Below are 19,371 nucleotides of genomic sequence, written 5' to 3' on the forward strand. Positions count from 1 at the left end.
GCGAAAAGAGTCTAACCAAGTAACTTTGATGACGGTGTATAGGAAGAGGCTACTTAATTTTCAACATTAGTTGATTGCCGTCGGCCTTTGCTGACCTTAGTTAGATAATCTTTCATTGTTGGTAAATCAATGCAATTGTTAATTATCCATAGCAGAAATTTTGCCAATTATTAAAAATATTCCCACGGGAGGATAAATTAAATTGACCTCTAACACACTCTCACAACGAATCAATCAGCATCAATATTTACGAGATTTGCGAAATAAATTGCTGAACTTGCATCGGATGTTATTGGAAACAGAACGCATTACCTACGAACAAGTCAAAGGGCGCGTATCAAATGGAGAACTTCTCAAATTAGTCATCGCTGATGAACAATTTGCTTGGTTACATCAAATTTCTCATTTAGTAGTGCAAATTGATGAAACACTGTCATCTGATCAACCCATAATATCAGAAGACGTGCAGAATTTGATTGCGAATGCGCGCAGCTTAATTGTACCGTCAGACGTTGGCAGTGAGTTTGCCAGAAAATACTACGCCGCCCTCCAGCGAGAACCTAGCGTAGTGATGGCACACGCTGATGTTTCTGGTTTTTTAGCTAGCAAGTAATTTCCGTAAAGTTAAGATATGCACTCTCAAGTATTTGAGGGTGCATATTTTTTTGGGGTGCGATCGCAATTTATTGATTAAAGTGTACGATACCCAAAAGCAGGAGATTGCTGATGTTAGGGGTAAATCATGTTTGGGTACTTTAGATGAAGATATCGAATGAATCTTGAATCTATTGATGAGGTCTGAAAATGAACCGCATGAAATATAACCCAACGGAAATGTTTGCCAGAATTACGATAATTATTCTCTTAATTTCGGTTGTCGGTGCTGTTATATTCAGTTGGCCAGATAATATTAAAAAAGCCCTAATGGCATTTTGGATTGTGATTCCTCCACTGTGGTTATGGTTTGAATTTTGTTACTTATATGAGCGCGGTATTACTCCATTTTCTAAAGATTTTGAGAAGTATAAATATAGCCAGGAACTCTCAAAAAATCTCTGGTTAGCTATCTCCGCAATTTTATTACTCGTCTATTTTGGGAAAGTTCCTGGTCTTTAGCAGTCCATTATGAATTTCTAGAACTAACCTTTTTGATAATAATATTAATAGCATTTAAGATTAAATCAGGTTGATCAATCCAAACAAAATATTATCTTTTTTCTCTTTCTTTGTGAACTTTGCGCCCTACCCTGCGGGAAGCCGCTACCGCGTCTATGCGGTTCGTTTTTTATTTTTTATAAAACACTAGTTTGATGGATACTTACTGGGAAGCAGCACTGGTAAAGTTTTAAGATTTGGCTGAATATTCTTTGTCGATTCATTCAGGAGTAGCGGCCACAATGCACTACCAATAATGACGGCAGTATCAACAAAATTAACGGGGGAAATCTTCAAGAGATGGCGTAGAGGTGGCAAGGCGATCGCTAAAATTTGGATTGCAAAGGAACCAATTATGGCAGCATTTAAATAGGAATTTCTTGGCAGTTTTTCTCTACTAAATACGCTGTGATGTTCGGAACGACAGCTAATTGTATGTAGCAGTTGAGATGAGGTTAAGGTGAAAAAGGCAATGGTACTGGCTTGGGGGCCGAAACCATATCTGCGAATGCCGTAGGCGTAAGCGGCTAGGGTACTGATAGATAAACCAGCAGACTCAAATACAATTCTGCCAAAGTCGGATTTTTTAATAATTGGTTCATCGGGGTTGCGCGGTGGTTGACTCAAAACTTCTGGTTCTGGGGCTTCCATTGCTAAAGATAAACCAGGGAAAATATCGGTAACTAAGTTCAGCCATAATAATTGAATGGCATTTAGGGGTTCGCCAATACCAACGGCGGTGGCGGTAGTCATGACTATGATTTCGCTGAGGTTGGTGGCGAGGAGAAAATGCACAGATTTTCGGATGTTATTATATATTGTCCGTCCGCGACTGACAGCCACAATCATGGTTTCGAGTTGGTCGTCTTCCAGGACGATATCTGCAATTTCTCGGGCGACATCTGTACCGCCTTTACCCATTGCCACACCGACTTGGGCAGCTTTTAAGGCGGGTGCATCGTTAATGCCATCGCCTGTCATTGCCACAACTTTCCCGGCGGCTTGCAAGGCTTGGACTATTTGCAGTTTGTTGCTGGGACTGATACGGGCGAATACATCTACTTTGTCGCTGAGGGCGGTTAAGGCTTCGGGGGTGAGGTTATTTATGTTGGTAGAATCGAGAATTTCTAATTGCGGTTCTCGACTTAATTCTAATTCTTTAGCGATCGCATATGCTGTTGGGCTTTGGTCTCCAGTAATCATCACGGTGGCTATCCCCGCTTGGTGAAAGTCCCCAATAAGTTCTTTAGCACCTTTACGGATGGGGTCTGCCATACCCACTAAACCCAACCAAATTAAGTCTGATTCAGGATGATTATTTTCTGCTGCGTGAATGTAGTTGTATGCTATCCCTAATACTCGTAAAGCTTTCCCGGCCATGCGATCATTTTCAATAGCGATCGCTCGTTTATCTTCTTGGGTTAATGTTACTATTTGCCCTTCTTGTACCCAGGTTTGGCAAAGTTCTACAACTTCACTGGGGCTACCTTTAACTGCAACTAACTTTTTACCATCATGAGTTTGATGAATTGTACTCATAATGTTACGATTTTCTGAGCGCAAGTTGGTTTGCACTAGGGGATATTTCTCTCTCAGGTCGATAATATCAACCCCAGAACTAATAGCCATGTAAATTAGCGCGTTTTCTGTCGCCGAACCGATGACTTCATACTTACCATTCCCCTCACGCTTAACTAAGCTTTCGTTGCAGAGAACCGATACATGAATTAGCTTTAATAGTTCATCGTTGTTATAGGGATTAATTTTTTGTTCGCCTCTAATAAATTCGCCGTCCGCAACTTTGATGTGATGGGTGTTGTTTTGAATTTCTACAACTGACATTTTGTTTTCTGTCAGTGTCCCGGTTTTATCCATACAAATTGTTTGGACGGAACCCAAGGCTTCAACGGCACTTAAACTACGCACCAATACCCGGTTACGGCGCATATCACGAATACCAAGGGCCAGGGTAGTAGTCGCCACGGTGGGTAAACCTTCGGGAACCGCAGCCACGGCGAGGGAAATAGATGATTTTAGCATCTGCACTAAACCGTATCCGCGCCACACGCCCAAACCAAAAACCAGACTGCAAATACCCATGCTGATTAATACTAGTTGGCTACCTACTTGGTCTAGTTGTTTGGCTAAGGGGGTTTCCATCGCGGTAGCTTCACCCACGAGTTGCTGGATATGCCCCATTTCGGTGTATTGGCCTGTGGCGACAACTACAGCTAGTCCTTGTCCACCTGTGACAAAGGTTCCTTTATAGGCCATGTTCAAGCGATCGCCTAATGCGATATCTTCACCTTTAATAATGTCGTTAGTTTTACTAACAGGGATACTTTCACCAGTTAAAGCAGATTCATCAATACTCAGGTTCTCTGCTTCAATTAATCGCGCATCAGCAGCTACATAAGTGCCAGGTTTGAGAGTTAAAACATCTCCTAAAACGACATTTTCTGTAGGAATTTCTTTGATTTTCCCTTCTCTAATTACCCAAGTTGTTGCGGCTTCTCGATTTTTTAAGGAGTGAATAATTTTTTCCGATTGACTTTCTGTGGTGTAACCAATTGCAGCGTTTAAAACAACAACACCTAAAATCACCGCCGCATCAATTACGCCGCCAGTGAACAGAGAAACCCCAGCAGCAACTCCGAGTAATGCCACTGGTAAAGATTTAAATTGCTCAACAATAATATTTAAATTTGAACGCTTTTCTATATGCGAGAGGATATTCTGCCCATACTTATGCAGATTTGCTGAGGCTACCTCACTTGATAATCCCCAAGTTTGAGAGGTATTTAACTGGTGAATAACTTTTTCGGCTGGGATTGAATACCAATCTTGCTGTTGGTTATTTGTGGCTGCTAGCTTGTTTGATTTTGCTGTTTTTTCTTTTTTATTAGCTGGCAGTAACTGACCATTTTTTTGGTATACAAACAAAACATTCTCAATGATATTAGCTATATCTTTATAGCTTTTATTTTTAGAGAAATAAACCAAAATTTTGCTAGTTAATGTACTTGCAGAAACAAAACTTATTTCTGGGTAATTTACTAGCGATCGCTCTAAATATTCCTTAAGATATGGTGAGTTATGAAGTCCTGTTACTTTATATCTGGCTCTACCTTTAACCTTGGTGTGTATTGCTTGAATCACTGCAAATTTTTGCCCCCGTAACTATCTTGCAAAACTGCAATTGTGTAAATTATCTCTATTTGCAAATTATAGTAGATAACACTGATATTTTTTGATTTGGCAATGTTAAGTGTTTCAAAGTTTATAACTATAATTTATCCGCTCAAGCTTGCTATATTATTAGCAATGTTTAAGCAGGCAATTAACCTTTAATATTAAGTTTTATAAAAATAATCTATACAAAGTTAGATGTTATTTTTAAAGTCTAATTTATTACTTTAATTAGCGATTAAAAACCGCAGCTACACAGACAAAAGCATTGATTTTTCTTAGTCCGTGCAGGTGGTCACTGAGCTTGTCGAAGTGCAGACTTTGTTTATGTAGTAGCAAATTATATTCGCCCAAAACTTTTAAAACATCCTCTTGACTTAATTCATCTGTTTAATTATTTAATAGCCAAGCCATAAATCTACACATGTATTATATTTTTCAATTTTCTAGCTCACTGGCATCAGTCAAAAGTGACAGAGATGTTTAAAAAATTATGTCTTTAGCTAGTAGTCGCAATCTGCTACATAAATTTAAATATTCAACTTGTAAAACAATTGCCATAAATAATCAGAGTCCTATTTAATTTTGGTAACAGCCTCTTAATTTAACTTACAAAAAAATCAAAAAATTCCACCTATAGACTCACGTAATTATAAAAAGCAAGTGTTACTAATAATCAATAGGTTATACCAATTTTAAATATCGGTTGTAATCAGAAAACTGTCTTTAAAAAGTTAATCGAGGAAGATACAATAATGGCAACATCTACAGATAATACACAAGTTCAACAACTGCAAGACTTAATTCAAGGGATTGACTATGGAATGTTAACTACAGTCAATGAAGATGGCAGCTTACATAGTTGTCCCATGTATTCCAATGATGAAATAGAAGCCGATGGAACTCTTTGGTTTTTTACCTATAGTAATACCCAAAGAGTCAGAGACATTGAACACAATCAGCAAGTGAATGTTAATTTTACATCTTCTCAAAAACAGCGTTATGTTTCCATCGCTGGCACGGCACAACTAGTAAAAGACAAAAATAAAATGGCAGAATTATGGAAACCAGAACTAAAAACTTGGTTTTCGCAAGGATTAGATGAACCAAATCTAGCATTACTCAAAGTCAATATTAAATGTGCCGATTATTGGGATAGCCGTTCTAGCTATCATCCCCAAAGCATAAAATTCTCATCTTAGAGGTTGTTGGAAAAGACTTACCGGGCGATTGGAAATCGCGCGCCATTGAGCGAGTCGGGGAACCCGCCCAACGCAATGGCTTGGCTACACAGACAAAACCTACCTGCGTGGGTTCAATACCATTGATTTTTCATTAGTCCGCGCAGGTGGTCACTGAGCTTGTCGAAGTGCGGACTTTGTTTGTATAGTAGCGAATTATATTCGCCCAAAACTTTTAACGAAGAAAGTGCCTTCCGTGTGGCTTGGAGTGCTGTAAAACGGGATTATGAAAAAGGTGAAGATGGGCAGTGGCACAAAAAACCAGCCACTTAATAAGTTGTGTTACATTTTACGGCAAGTAAGATCAAGAACTAAAAAGTTATTTCTTTGGTTAGACGCTATGAGAAATAGTAAAAGTTATTTTTCTTACTGGCAGTAGTAGTAAACATCCGTCCTGGGGATTTCACAAAACAAAGGTTAGTGTCTGAATAATTCAGACCCTTGATTTAAACTTTTGTGAGTATTCCCGGGTTATTTCTTGTTATCCTAATCGTTAGCCTGGCTTTGAGGATGAATCACTCCTGAATAACAATCTATCTTACAGGCGATGCGGTTTTCCCTATCTATAAGGCGAAAATTTGCGACTCGGCAATTTAGCTTGGCAAGATAAGTTGATAATAGATATATGAATAAACGCTATTTTTTAGAGGCCAGTGCTGTATTAGTAGGCACAGCCTTGTTCTCATACGTGATTAATCAGAGGTCAGGAATTGTGGCAAGTTCTAACACTGAATTTGAAATTACTAAATCTGAAGAGGAATGGCGCAAAACTTTAACGCCAGAACAGTTTTCTGTTTTGCGGAAGCACGGAACAGAACGGGCTTTTACCAGTCCCCTTGATAAGGAATATGCTCAGGGTGTTTACGAGTGTGCTGGTTGTGGATTACCACTATTTACATCAGACGCTAAGTTTAATAGTGGGACTGGCTGGCCTAGCTTTTTTACTCCGATTGATGGAGCGATCGCTACTAGTGTAGATCGGTCTTTGTTTATGACACGCGTCGAAGTTCATTGTAGTCGTTGTGGTGGACATTTAGGCCATGTATTTAATGATGGCCCTGCACCCACCGGACAACGTTATTGTATGAATGGTGTAGCGTTGAAATTTTTACCTGCTTAATTAAGCTGTAGGGGTGTCAGGATATAGGGTGCAAGGCAAACAATTAAAATCGACAATTAAATACTGACAAAGTAAAACCCATCACCTACACCCCACACCCTTAAACCCTGACACCCCTTTTCTACAACGTTGCGGCTAACTCTTTTAACCGCAAGTGTCCATCCCAAAACACAGACCAGCCATCACCTACCAATACAGTTTCCACTTTGCTGAGTTGCGCTAGTCTGTGTACAGATGCGATCGCCGCTTTTGCATCTAATAGCTTTTCTTGTGCCAAAATATTTAAACTTCCGGCTCTATGCGCGCGAATTAAATCTCCAGTAATTAAGGTAGTCTCTTCTAGTAGCAATGCTAATTCTCCAGGTGTTTTAGAACCTTGGAGTTCAATTGTCTTTAATCCTGGCGCTAACTCATCACCATCAGATAACCAGCGATCGCATTCTATCGGAAAAGTGTCTTGCTCGGCTAATGGCCCCGCTATCTTGGCGTAGGTCTGACAAACAATTTCTTTTGCTGCTCTGATGTGGTCAGAGTTCGTTAAAATAATCCAAGCCACACCTCCCAACGATTCTAAATGATTCCAATCGTGGTTTGATAAAGCTACTGGGTCAATTAAGATATTGCCTTCTGGACGAATCCAAGCAATCCCATTGAAGTCTATATTTCTTGCCGGATTAAAACTAGACCAAGTATATAGATCAGGACGGTGCAGACATTTCATGATGGTTTCGCTTCTGTACCTTCAAGGAATCATGGTTTGAGAGAGCCGCATCAATAATGTATCAGTAATTTAGCTGACAGTCCAAAGTTTACACGAGATATGGTTTTTTTGTAGTCCAGATGACAAATACTGACGAGTTCGTGATCTAATCAATACATTCATATTTTTCGCTTAACACAAAATAAATATCATAGACAAAAAGTGTAAAATAAAGTTACATAATATTAATGGTCAAGTCCCGCGAAGTTACACAAAAAACTTCGTGAGCAGTTTTCTGTTGTAAGTAGTTTTACTCAAGCAAGTTTCAGATAAGTTTTTCTCCTTTGTTCCCCGTTCCCCGTTCACTTTGAGGAGAAAATAGCTTAACTGAACAGTATTGAGTATGCACATACATTCAATAGAGTCCCGCAAAATTTTCCTAATCAAGGTCAATCTACATGAATCAAATTCAAGCGTCATTTGCAGCAACAGAAACTGCCTTTCATGTCCAAGGTTACGAAAAAATCGATTTTAGTCTTGTCTATGTCAATGGTGTATTTGACATTAAAAATCGAGAACTGGCAGATAATTATGCAAAATTTGGTCGTTGTTTGACTGTGATTGATGCTAATGTCTACGAAATTTATGGTGAGCAAATAAGAGCATATTTCCGACATTATGACATTGATTTAACAGTCTTTCCCATCATCATTACTGAGCCAGATAAAACCCTGGCAAGTTTTGAAAAAATAGTTGACGCTTTTTCAGACTTTGGTTTAGTGCGTAAAGAACCAGTCTTAGTTGTGGGCGGTGGTTTGATTACTGATGTAGCTGGGTTTGCTTGTGCGGCTTATCGTCGTAAGAGTAACTATATTCGCATTCCAACGACATTAATTGGCTTAATTGATGCAGGTGTAGCTATTAAAGTAGCAGTGAATCATCGCAAATTAAAAAATCGTTTGGGAGCTTATCATGCTCCTTTGAAAGTAATATTAGATTTTTCCTTTTTGAAAACATTACCAACGGCTCAGGTTCGTAATGGTATGGCAGAGTTAGTCAAAATTGCTGTAGTTGCTAACTCCCAAGTATTTGAATTGCTATACAAATACGGACAAGAACTGCTGTACACACACTTTGGCCACATCGACAGCACACCAGAAATTAGAGAGATTGCCCATAAAATTAACTACGAAGCAATCAAAACTATGTTGGAGTTAGAGACTCCCAACCTCCATGAAATTGACCTCGATCGCGTCATTGCCTACGGTCACACTTGGAGTCCTACCCTAGAATTAGCACCCCACGTCCCTCTTTATCATGGTCATGCGGTCAATATCGATATGGCCTTGTCTGCTACCATTGCCGCGAAAAGAGGCTATATTCCCACCACAGAACGCGATCGCATCCTGGATTTGATGAGTCGTATTGGCTTATCCCTCGACCACCCCTTACTAGATAGTGAGTTACTTTGGTATGCTACCGAGTCTATTAGTTTGACCAGAGATGGCAAACAACGCGCTGCCATGCCTCGTCCTATTGGAGAGTGCTTCTTTGTCAATGATTTGACTCGAGAAGAACTAGATCAAGCCTTAGCTGAACATAAACATCTGTGTACGCAATACCCTCGTGGCGGAGAAGGCGTTGATGCTTACATCGAAACTCAAGAAGCTCAACTAGTGGGAGTGTAAACCTATGACAAATGTTGTAGAACTCCCCCCAGCTAGACCCATCACCCCGCACAGCATCTTAGTAGACCAGCTACAGCAGACTCTAAAATTAGCACAAGCCAAAAACATTCCCGTCGAAATACTAGACTCTCTGACGCAAGCGGTGGAATTAGCCGCAGGTTTAGATCCTTATCTAGATCAATACACCACCCCAGAATCAAACGCATTAAAAGCTTTAGCGCAAAAAACCAGCCAAGAAGACTGGAGTCAACGCTTTAGTGATGGGGAAACAGTGCGCCAACTAGAACAGGAAATGCTGTCTGGACATCTAGAAGGACAGACATTAAAGATGTTTGTGCATCTAACCAAGGCCAAGCGCATTCTAGAAATAGGCATGTTTACAGGCTATTCAGCTTTGGCAATGGCAGAAGCATTACCCAATGATGGACAACTCATCGCTTGTGAGGTCGATTCTTATGTGGCGCAATTTGCTCAAGCTTGCTTCAACTCCTCCCCTGACGGTCACAAAATCATCATCGAAGTAGCGCCTGCTTTAGAGACACTCTATAAGCTAGCAGCAGCCAAAGAATCTTTTGATTTAATCTTCATTGATGCCGATAAAAAAGAGTATGTAGATTACTTCCAAATTATTTTGGATAGTGGCTTACTCACTACCGACGGATTAATCTGTGTGGACAATACTTTGTTGCAAGGACAAGTTTACCTGTCACCACAACAACGTACCACAAATGGTGAGGCGATCGCTCATTTTAACTCTGTTGTCGCCGCCGATCCTCGCGTTGAACAAGTTATATTACCAATCCGCGATGGTGTGACTTTAATTAGACGATTAGCATAACCAAAATTTGCAGATGAATAACGGCTGAAATACCCCACCAAATCTAAGATTTGGTGGTATTCATTCAGTGGGGAAAAAAACCCTGCTGAGTGCATTCTCAAAAAATTGAATTCTGACAAATTTCAGCTTCAAGATAAGTCTTTTGCCGGACATGATATAAGTCCTTTCCAAAAACACATAACAAGACTGATGACACAATCAATCTCTGTATCTGTACCAGAAGCGACAACACCTTTAACAAGTGGGAGGTTAAAAGTAGTCGCATTATTTAAGACTATCGGTACATTGACATTATTACTCATTGCTTTGCCGTTTAATGCTTTGATAGTATTGATAACTTTGTTATTGAGTAGAGTGCGCCGCCTATTTACCAAAAATGTTGTAGCGGCCCATCCTCAAACTATCTTGGTAAGTGGAGCCAAGATGACCAAAGCCTTGCAACTGGCTCGGTCTTTTCATGCTGCTGGACACAGAGTTATTCTGATTGAAAGTCACAAATATTGGTTATCGGGACATAGATTTTCTCAAGCTGTGAGCCGTTTTTATACAGTCCCGGCTCCGCACAAAGATCCAGAAGGTTATATTCAAGCATTAATAGAAATCGTCAAACAAGAACAAGTTGACGTTTATGTGCCTGTGTGCAGTCCTGTTGCTAGTTACTACGACTCTTTAGCCAAGCCAGCACTATCAAAATACTGCGAAGTTTTTCACTTTGATGCAGATATCACCAAAATGCTGGATGATAAATTTGCCTTTACTGATCAAGCGCGATCGCTTGGTTTGTCTGTTCCCAAATCGTTTAAAATCACAGACCCACAACAAGTGATCAATTTTGATTTTAGTCAAGAAAAGCGCAAATATATTTTAAAAAGTATTGCTTACGATTCGGTGCGGCGCTTAAATTTAACCAAACTTCCCGGCGATACTCTAGAAGAAACCGCCGCCTTTGTTAACAGTTTACCCATCAGTCCGCAAAACCCTTGGATTATGCAAGAGTTTATCCCCGGTGCGGAGTTTTGTACCCATAGTACAGTCCGGGATGGAGAATTAAGATTGCATTGCTGTTGTCAATCTTCGGCGTTTCAAATCAACTATGAAAACGTCGAAAATACCCAAATTCGTACATGGGTACAACACTTTGTTAAAAGTTTGCGCCTCACAGGACAAGTTTCTCTTGACTTTATCCAAGCCGAAGACGGTACAGTTTACGCTATTGAATGCAATCCCCGTACCCATTCAGCAATCACCATGTTTTACAATCATCCTGGTGTAGCAGAGGCTTATCTGGAAAAAACTCCCCTACCTGCACCTTTAGAACCTTTAGCCAATAGCAAACCAACTTACTGGATATATCACGAAATCTGGCGCTTAACTGGTATCCGTTCGGCGAAACAATTGCCAACAGCAATTAAAACTATAGTGCGGGGGACTGATGCGATTTATTGCTTTGATGATCCTCTACCTTTTTTGACTTTGCATCATTGGCAAATTCCCTTACTGTTATTGCAGAATTTACAAAAACTTAAAGGTTGGGTAAAAATCGACTTCAACATTGGCAAATTGGTCGAATTAGATGGTGATTAGGGACTTACAAATACAATAATTGGGTAAAAATGTCATTATTGAAAATTTTGCATTTAGTTGGCTCTGCCGAAAATGATTTTTACTGTGATTTGTCACGCCTTTATGCTCAAGATTGTTTAACAGCAACAGCAGAGCGCGAGCGCTACGAATTTCAGATTGCATACATCACACCCGATGGCCTGTGGCGATTTCCTACCTCCCTCAGTCCAGAAGATATTGCTGTCGCCCAGCCAATGAGTTTGTTTGCGGCAATCGAGTTTATAACTACACAAAACATTGACTTGGTGTTACCGCAAATGTTTTGTATTTCTGGGATGACTCACTACCGTGGTTTATTCGACCTGCTGAAAATTCCCTACATTGGGAATACACCAGATGTAATGGCGATAGCCGCTCACAAAGCTAAAGCCAAATCTATTGTCGCTGCTGCTGGGGTGAAAGTCCCGCCTGGTCAACTCCTCCGTCGAGGAGAAAAACCCACAATTTCACCGCCAGCAGTTGTTAAACCTGCAACTTCCGATAACTCTATGGGACTCACTTTAGTCAAAGATGTGGGTGAATATGACACAGCTTTAAAAACAGCCTTTGAATACGCAGATGAAGTCATTGTCGAAAAATTCATTGAACTCGGCCGCGAAGTTAGATGTGGTGTCATCGTTAACAACGGGGAACTAGTCGGTTTACCTTTAGAAGAGTATCTTGTAGACCCCGAGCAAAAACCCATCCGTAACTATAGTGACAAACTCAGCAAAACTGAGGATGGTAACTTGTATTTGACTGCTAAAGACAATTTCGCCGCTTGGATTGTCGATACTAACGACCCAATCACGGCAAAAGTTCAACAAGTGGCAAAGAAATGCCATCAAGCTTTAGGTTGTCGCCACTACAGTTTATTTGATTTCCGCATCGACTCTATGGGAGAACCTTGGTTTTTAGAAGCAGGTTTATATTGTTCTTTTGCCTCTAAAAGCGTGATTCCCTGTATGGCAAAAGCCGCCGGCATTTCTCTAGATGAGTTATTGACAACAGCAATCAATGAAACCTTAGGGAATTGCACCTAAAAAATCTGGCGTAGTCCTAGAGGATAGGGAGTCAGGGAGAGAATCTTTCCCTTACTCCCTTTTTGACAGCTAAATTAACAGAAATTAATATTATTATTTTAATTTTCCATTTGTTAAAGAATTATTACATGATTTGTCATCTGTAGGTGGTGGTAAATGCTGATTTTGATAGTTCAAATTGACGAGGTTGATAATCTACAGTTACTTAATAGAGATTAAAAAGCTTAAGCAGTAAGATGTTGGAGAAAAATATCACTAAATCATGGGTAATTACCGCATAAAATCCGGTAATCTTATCAAGATAATTGATTTACTAAATCTCGCTAAAAAGGCATATTGACCACTTAAAAATATCAGATTAATGTTTTAAGTAGTCCCCAAAAGGACACATTCAAAGCATCAAAAAATCAGGAGGTTTTCTTATGATGATGATGATGGCTGAATCCATGACAATGGAAATGCAAACTTGCATGAACGCTTGCATGGAATGTCATAAAATGTGCATGGAAACTATGGCTTACTGCATGAGCAAAGGCAGTATGCACATGGATATGAGCATGATGAGCATGATGCGTGATTGCTCGGAAATGTGCATGATGTGTATGAACATGATGATGGGTGGTTCGGAATTTATGGGACGCACTTGTATGCTGTGTGCAGAAATGTGCGATCGCTGTGCAATGAATTGCGAACAAATGAGCGACGATGCCAAAATGATGGAATGCGCTGCTGCTTGTCGTCAGTGTGCAGAAGCCTGCCGTGCAATGGAAATGATGCCTGCTTAATTTAATTACTTCGCAGAAGTTAATCTGCAACCTATGATTCAAGCGCCCAGGCTGTATACAGTCTGGGCGCTTGAAGTTGTGTAAATAGTTTGGGGAATAGGGTTTGGGGAATAGGGAGTAAGGAAAAGAATAGAGAATAACTATTTCAGACAGAAATTTTATCTGTTAATAACGTATAATTCAAAACTCTCAACTTCAGACATAATTCATTCCCGACTCCCTATCTCCGAATTACAAGACAGATGAAACACTTAAAATCGCGATCGCAAGATTTGCGGAGTTTATTTGAAAATAACATCACAATTGAGTATGTGGCAGAACCACTAAAATCGGTGTCATCGCAAGCAGATGTATTAGAGGTGTTTGAATGGATGCGAAAGCAAGATTTTGATGTGGTGGGTATCGAGTCGGCAGAGACTATTACTGGTTATATTGAACGCTCTAATTTAATCTCAGCTAAATCTGGTCAGTGCGGTGATTATCAAAAATTGTTTCATTCCCAAGAACTCATCGCCATTTCTACACCACTCATGAAACTACTGCCCATTTTGCGCCAAACTCCGCGATTATTTGTTTTAGACTGCAATCAAGTTAGTGGAATTGTCACTTGTGGCGACTTGCAAAAAGCACCAGTGAGAATGCTATTGTTTGGTTTAGTAACATTATTAGAAATGAATCTGCTGCGGCTAGTAAGATTATATTATCCGCAAGATTCTTGGCAAAAATTTCTCAAAGCGGAACGTCTGGAAATTGCTAAACGTTTGTGGCGTGAAAGCCAAGAAAGAAATGAAGCCACAGATTTATTAGATTATTTGCAATTTTGTGACAAACGAGAATTAGTTTTACATCAACCAGCACTGCTAGAGCAACTCGAATTAAAATCAAAACGATCTGGTGAAAAATTTCTGAAATCTGCTGAACAATTGCGCAACAGATTAGCTCATGCTCAAAATTTAGTGACTGGTTCTTCTTGGCAAGATTTAATTTCGCTAGCTGAAGCGATGGAAACACTGCTCATTCGTTGTGAAGAAATCGAGTAGCCAGCGCAACAATAAACGCGTCAAGCAAACTAAGCGTGTACTTAAAAATTTTCTATAATTTTTATAAAAAATTTCTAAGCAAATTGATTCTGAATATCGTATACGGTTAATCAATAGTGAATTGGAAAATTTCTCCATCCGCAAAACTTTCTTCCTAACTGTCTATACGGTCTTAATAACAAGTTTTGTCACAGCGATATGACTATCCAGCATCCCCCATTAATTTAAATTTTCGTCATTTACGATCCAAGTACTGAATCTCTCAAGGTAACATGAGTTGCATAAACGCTTGAGTTTCCCTAATTTTGTTTTCTGTTGCAGAAAACACTACTGAGATGGATATTGCTAAACTGTGTCATTTGGATGAAAATTATCAAAAATCATTGCTAACAGTTGCTCATAGCACATCTGTAATTGAGGTAATCCAGCAGATGAATCAAGCACAAACCAGTTGTGCTGTGGTTCTAGAGCAAGAAAAATTAATAGGTATTTTTACAGAACGAGATGTAGTGCGATCGCTAGCTAATAACATCTGTTTTGTGGATATGACGATTGCTCAACTCATGTCTGAGCCTGTAGTTACCGTTAGCCAAGCAGATACAGAAAATGTGGCGATCATTGAGCAACTATTTCAGCAAAATTGTATTCGTCACTTACCTGTAATTAATAGCCAAGAACAAGTCATAGATGTGATCACGCCCACTGACTTGAGTAGACTTATGGCCATTCAATGCTCCACTGTGATTAATCATCTTCAGTCCACAATTGATGCTAAAACCACAGAACTAGAACTGGAAATAGCTCTGTGTCGAGAAATGACGGAATTATTATTAGAAAGGGAAGCTCGATTAAATGATATTCTTAACAGTGCGATCGCCACATCTATTGTCAGTTTTCGCCTATTTCCCAATCGCTATGCGGAGTATATCTATCAATCTGTAGGTTGTGAAGCTATTTTTGGTTACACTAGGGCAGAAATTCTGGCCGATACTAATTTATGGATGTCGCGGATACATCCCCAAGATTTGGAGACTGTAATATTACCATTATTTGATCATATTTTTGCTGGACGTACAACTAAAATCGAGTATCGATTTGCTCACAAAGACAATTCCTGGCGATGGATTTGCGCTACTTACACTTCCCGCCAAGATTGCCAGGCTAAATGCTGGATTGTAACGGGTACTAGCATTGATATTACCGAAAAGCAAGCCGCATTCAGCGATCGCCAACAAGTAGAAGAAACTTTGCGCCGTAACGAAGAACGTTGGCAATTAGCAATTGCGGGTACAGATGAAGCCATTTGGGATTGGGATATCTTGACTAATCAAACCTTCCGGTCTGAGCGCTGGTATGAGATGTTGGGATATGCACGCCATGAACTGAGTGAACAAGACGACGAGTGGAGTATCCGCATTCATCCTGATGACTTAGAAAGAGTATTATCTCAACAAAGAGCTTATCTGTTACGACAAACACCCGATTATCATGTGGAGTATCGGCTGCGTCGTCAAGATGGCAGCTATGGTTGGTTTCGTTCACGCGCAAAAGCTATCTGGAATCAGGAAGGTAAAGCCATCCGCCTCATCGGCTCCCTAGGTGATATTACTGAACGTAAACAGATAGAAACTACATTGCAAGAACGAGAAGCGATGTTGCGGCGAATTGGAGATAATTTGCCCAATGGCGCAATTTATAAGGTCAGCCGCGAATTAGATGGCAGCGATCGCTTTTATTATCTCAGTGCTGGGATCGAAAACTTGATGGAAGTGAGTGCAGAAGCGGCCCTCCAAGATTCTAGTTTGTTATATCGCCAATTTCTCGGAGAGGATGTCCCGAACTTTCAAATCGCCGTCGAGCAATCCAGGCAAAATTTTTCGGTATTTGATTATCAACTGCGAATCTGCACGCCTAGTGGCAAAATCAAATGGCTACATTTTCGTTCTTCACCCCGGGCATTAGAAGATGGTCGTGTGATTTGGGATGGGTTAGTTGTAGATGTGACAGACCTCAAACTCACTGAAGAAACTCTCCGCCAAAGTGAAGCTAGATTAGAAGAATCACAACAAATAGCTCGCTTAGGTAATTGGGATTACAACCTGGCTACGGGGAAAATTACTTGGTCAAAAGGGTTGTTTGAATCGTTTAACCGAGATTTTTGTCAACCAGAGCCAACTTATGCAGAAAATTTAGAGTTATATCACCCTGAAGATCGTGACAAATTAGCACAAGCTGTGGCCTGTGCCATCTCAACTGGCGAACCGTACAAACTAGTTCTGCGTTCTCTTCGCGCTGACGGCTCGATCATGTATGTTGAGGGCATTGGCAAGGCAGAATTTGGTGTTGATGGTCAAGTAATTCGTCTCTACGGTACAGCCCAAGATATCACAGATCGCAAAACAGCAGAAGAAGCTTTAGTAGAAAGCGAGCGTAAGTTTCGCGCCATTTTCAACAACACATTTCAGTTTACCGGACTGCTGAGTGTGGAAGGCATTTTGTTAGAAGCAAATGAAACTGCCTTGATTTTTGCAGGACTCACACCAGCAGATGTGATGAATAAACCATTTTGGGAAACACACTGGTGGCAAATTTCCCCGCAAACTCAAGCCGAACTTCAACAAGCAATTGCACGCGCCGCCCAAGGAAATTTTGTCCGCTATGAAGTTGATATTCTCGGTGCAAATAATCGAGTCGCAACTATTGATTTTTCCTTGCGTCCACTGCATGACGAGAATGGCAAAGTTGTGTTGTTGATTCCCGAAGGTCGAGACATCAGCGAAAGACAAGCAGCTTTGCGCGATCGCCTCAAAACTGAAGAAAAATTGCGTCGCAGTGAAGCACAATTGGCAACTGCTCAAAAAATTGCCCATGTTGGTAGTTGGGAATGGAATTTAGGCGATGCACAGCAAACTTGGTCAACAGAAACTTTTCGCATTTTTGGCTTAAGTCCGATGCAGCCAGCACCAACCCAAGCGGAATTTTTTCAAATGGTGCATCCAGAGGATCGCCAAACTTTACAATCTCTGTTTTTGTGGGCGGTGATTGAAGGAACTCCTTTTAATGTGGAATATCGCATTATTCGGCCGAATGGTTTAGTGCGCTATGTTGAATCGAAAGCCGAGGTGGCTTATAACTCCCAAGGCAGAACCATCAAATTATTTGGGGCAATTCTTGATATTACAGAACGTAAACAAATTGAACTAGAAATTATTTTGAGTCGAGACTTGCGGGAAGCCATCTTTGATGAATCGGCTGACGCGCTATTTTTAGTAGATACAGAAACTTTACTCACCATAGACTGTAATCAACGAGCCGTAGAACTGTTTGAAGCTGCTAGTAAAACTGAATTAATTGGCATTGATGGTCACAGTCTGCAAACACAACAGTTTTCTGCCATAGAGATATCGGCTATGGTCGCAGAAGTTAGCCAGCATGGCTTCTGGAGTCAGGAAATTGAATATGTCACCAAACGCGGTAATTTATTTTGGGGAAATATTGCCGTCAAGCAACTTAAAATTGCCGACAAAGTGGTGAATTTAGTCAGGGTGAGTGATATTAGCGATCGCAAGCGCGCCGAACAAGCACTGCTAGAAAAAGAAAATTTTTTACGCAGCATTTACGATGGCGTAGCTCATTCAATTTTTGTAGTCGATTTTGTAGATCATGATTTTCGCTTTGTGGGTTTAAACTACGCTCACGAACAACTAACAGGCTTTTACTCAGATGAAGTCCAAGGTAAAACCCCCGAAGCAGTATTTCCGAGTGCTATTGCTACTGCTGTGAGAAAGCATTATCAAGATTGTGTCAACGCGCAAACCACCATTACTTACGAAGAATCTATCCCTTTTAAAGGCCAAGAAACTTGGTGGATTACCAGTCTTACTCCCCTCAAAGACGAAAATGGGCGCATTTACCGCATTGTCGCCAGTAGCCTGAATATTACCGAACAAAAACGCACCCAAAAAATGTTGGAAATGCAAGCAGTAATTACCCGCAACATGGCTGAGGGTCTGTGCTTGGTGCGAGCTAAAGATGGCATCTTGGTATATACCAATCCCAAATTTGAGCAGATGTTTGGCTACGAGGCTGGGGAATTAATTGGTCGTCATGTCTCAATTATTAACTATGGCGATGAAAGTACCAATCCGGAAGCTCTCAGCCAAAAAATTATCACGGCTGTTTTGGAAAATGGTACAGCCAACTACGAAGTTCACAATGTCAAAAAAGATGGTACAGCTTTTTGGAGTCAAGCAAATGCCTCGGTTTTTGACCATCCAGAATACGGCACAGTTTTAGTCGCAGTGCAGCAAGACATCACCGAACACAAACTAGCCGAAGAACAAGTAAAAACATCTCTGCGCGAAAAAGAGGTTTTACTCAAAGAAATTCACCATCGAGTCAAAAATAATTTGGGTATTGTCAGCAGCTTACTACAAATGCAGTGTCGCCGCATCCAAGACTCGCAAGCGATCGCCATTTTGCGTGACAGCCAAAACCGCATTGCTTCTATTGCCTTGGTGCATGAAAAACTCTATCGTTCAGCCGATTTAGCCAACATTGATTTTGCTCAATATATCCCCGACTTAACCACGCATTTATTTGACTCTTATAATGTGAGTTCTAATTATATTAAACTAAATATCCAAGTTGATGCGAGCTTGGATATTGAAACTGCCATTCCTTGTGGGTTGATCATCAATGAAATCGTTTCTAATGCTTTAAAATACGCTTTTCCCGATAACCGAACTGGGGAAATCCAGGTAGGCTTAACCCAAGAAAACCAGCACGATTTCATATTGACAATCCGAGACAATGGCATTGGTTTACCGGCTGACTTTGAAAGTAAAAAAGTAACTACACTCGGCATAACGCTTGTGCAGGGATTGGTCAAGCAGTTAAAAGGCACAATGGAAATCCATGCACAACAGGGCACAGAATTTAAAATCAAATTTACTAAAAGTAGAGCTTGA

The 19,371-nt window shown here is 40.4% G+C and carries 14 protein-coding genes; 12 read left to right on the top strand and 2 right to left on the bottom strand.

Going from position 1 to position 19,371, the window contains the following annotated elements; all coding sequences use genetic code 11:
- Window positions 1-202 precede the first annotated feature (202 nt).
- Together H6G69_RS26860 and H6G69_RS26865 are read left to right on the top strand one after the other, a co-directional pair.
- A complete protein-coding gene (locus tag H6G69_RS26860) occupies window positions 203-613 on the top strand; it encodes a hypothetical protein (protein ID WP_190692171.1) in 411 nt (136 codons plus the stop codon).
- Between the two features lie 191 nt (window positions 614-804).
- Window positions 805-1,116, top strand: coding sequence for a hypothetical protein (locus tag H6G69_RS26865; RefSeq protein ID WP_190692172.1), 312 nt, complete (start codon window positions 805-807; stop codon window positions 1,114-1,116).
- A 186-nt stretch (window positions 1,117-1,302) separates the two neighbouring features.
- Here H6G69_RS26865 and H6G69_RS26870 read toward each other — a convergent pair whose 3' ends face one another.
- Complete coding sequence (locus H6G69_RS26870; protein ID WP_190692173.1) at window positions 1,303-4,314, bottom strand: cation-translocating P-type ATPase; 3,012 nt, start codon at window positions 4,312-4,314, stop codon at window positions 1,303-1,305.
- A 785-nt stretch (window positions 4,315-5,099) separates the two neighbouring features.
- Here H6G69_RS26870 and H6G69_RS26875 point away from each other — a divergent pair.
- The 3 genes from H6G69_RS26875 (at window position 5,100) to msrB (ending at window position 6,705) form a co-directional block, all read left to right on the top strand.
- Window positions 5,100-5,546: a pyridoxamine 5'-phosphate oxidase family protein gene (locus tag H6G69_RS26875; RefSeq protein WP_190692174.1), complete on the top strand. Its 447-nt coding sequence runs from the start codon at window positions 5,100-5,102 to the stop codon at window positions 5,544-5,546.
- Between the two features lie 180 nt (window positions 5,547-5,726).
- Window positions 5,727-5,858 carry a ChaB family protein gene (locus H6G69_RS26880; protein WP_242072194.1) on the top strand — a complete coding sequence of 44 codons (132 nt, stop codon included), beginning with the start codon at window positions 5,727-5,729 and terminating at the stop codon, window positions 5,856-5,858.
- A gap of 352 nt (window positions 5,859-6,210) precedes the next feature.
- Window positions 6,211-6,705 (top strand): peptide-methionine (R)-S-oxide reductase MsrB, encoded by a 495-nt coding sequence (msrB, locus tag H6G69_RS26885; RefSeq protein WP_190692175.1) that lies wholly within the window; start codon window positions 6,211-6,213, stop codon window positions 6,703-6,705.
- Between the two features lie 121 nt (window positions 6,706-6,826).
- Here msrB and H6G69_RS26890 read toward each other — a convergent pair whose 3' ends face one another.
- A complete protein-coding gene (locus H6G69_RS26890; protein WP_190692176.1) occupies window positions 6,827-7,426 on the bottom strand; it encodes an MBL fold metallo-hydrolase in 600 nt (199 codons plus the stop codon).
- Window positions 7,427-7,863: 437 nt separating this feature from the next.
- Between H6G69_RS26890 and H6G69_RS26895 the strand changes: the two genes are divergently transcribed.
- From H6G69_RS26895 to H6G69_RS26925, 7 genes are all read left to right on the top strand, one after another.
- A complete protein-coding gene (locus H6G69_RS26895) occupies window positions 7,864-9,093 on the top strand; it encodes a sedoheptulose 7-phosphate cyclase (RefSeq protein WP_190692177.1) in 1,230 nt (409 codons plus the stop codon).
- Window positions 9,094-9,097: 4 nt separating this feature from the next.
- A complete protein-coding gene (locus tag H6G69_RS26900) occupies window positions 9,098-9,931 on the top strand; it encodes an O-methyltransferase (protein WP_190692178.1) in 834 nt (277 codons plus the stop codon).
- 189 nt (window positions 9,932-10,120) lie between these two features.
- The gene (locus H6G69_RS26905; protein ID WP_190692179.1) at window positions 10,121-11,515 is read left to right on the top strand and encodes an ATP-grasp domain-containing protein; all 1,395 of its coding nucleotides are present in this window, start codon (window positions 10,121-10,123) and stop codon (window positions 11,513-11,515) included.
- Between the two features lie 29 nt (window positions 11,516-11,544).
- Window positions 11,545-12,576: a D-alanine--D-alanine ligase gene (locus H6G69_RS26910; protein WP_190692180.1), complete on the top strand. Its 1,032-nt coding sequence runs from the start codon at window positions 11,545-11,547 to the stop codon at window positions 12,574-12,576.
- 422 nt (window positions 12,577-12,998) lie between these two features.
- Window positions 12,999-13,361 carry a four-helix bundle copper-binding protein gene (locus tag H6G69_RS26915; RefSeq protein ID WP_190692181.1) on the top strand — a complete coding sequence of 121 codons (363 nt, stop codon included), beginning with the start codon at window positions 12,999-13,001 and terminating at the stop codon, window positions 13,359-13,361.
- Between the two features lie 242 nt (window positions 13,362-13,603).
- Window positions 13,604-14,401 carry a hypothetical protein gene (locus H6G69_RS26920; protein WP_190692182.1) on the top strand — a complete coding sequence of 266 codons (798 nt, stop codon included), beginning with the start codon at window positions 13,604-13,606 and terminating at the stop codon, window positions 14,399-14,401.
- Window positions 14,402-14,736: 335 nt separating this feature from the next.
- Window positions 14,737-19,371, top strand: coding sequence for a PAS domain-containing protein (locus H6G69_RS26925; RefSeq protein ID WP_190692183.1), 4,635 nt, complete (start codon window positions 14,737-14,739; stop codon window positions 19,369-19,371).

The sequence above is a fragment of the Nostoc sp. FACHB-110 genome (assembly GCF_014697425.1).
GTDB lineage: Bacteria > Cyanobacteriota > Cyanobacteriia > Cyanobacteriales > Nostocaceae > Nostoc_B.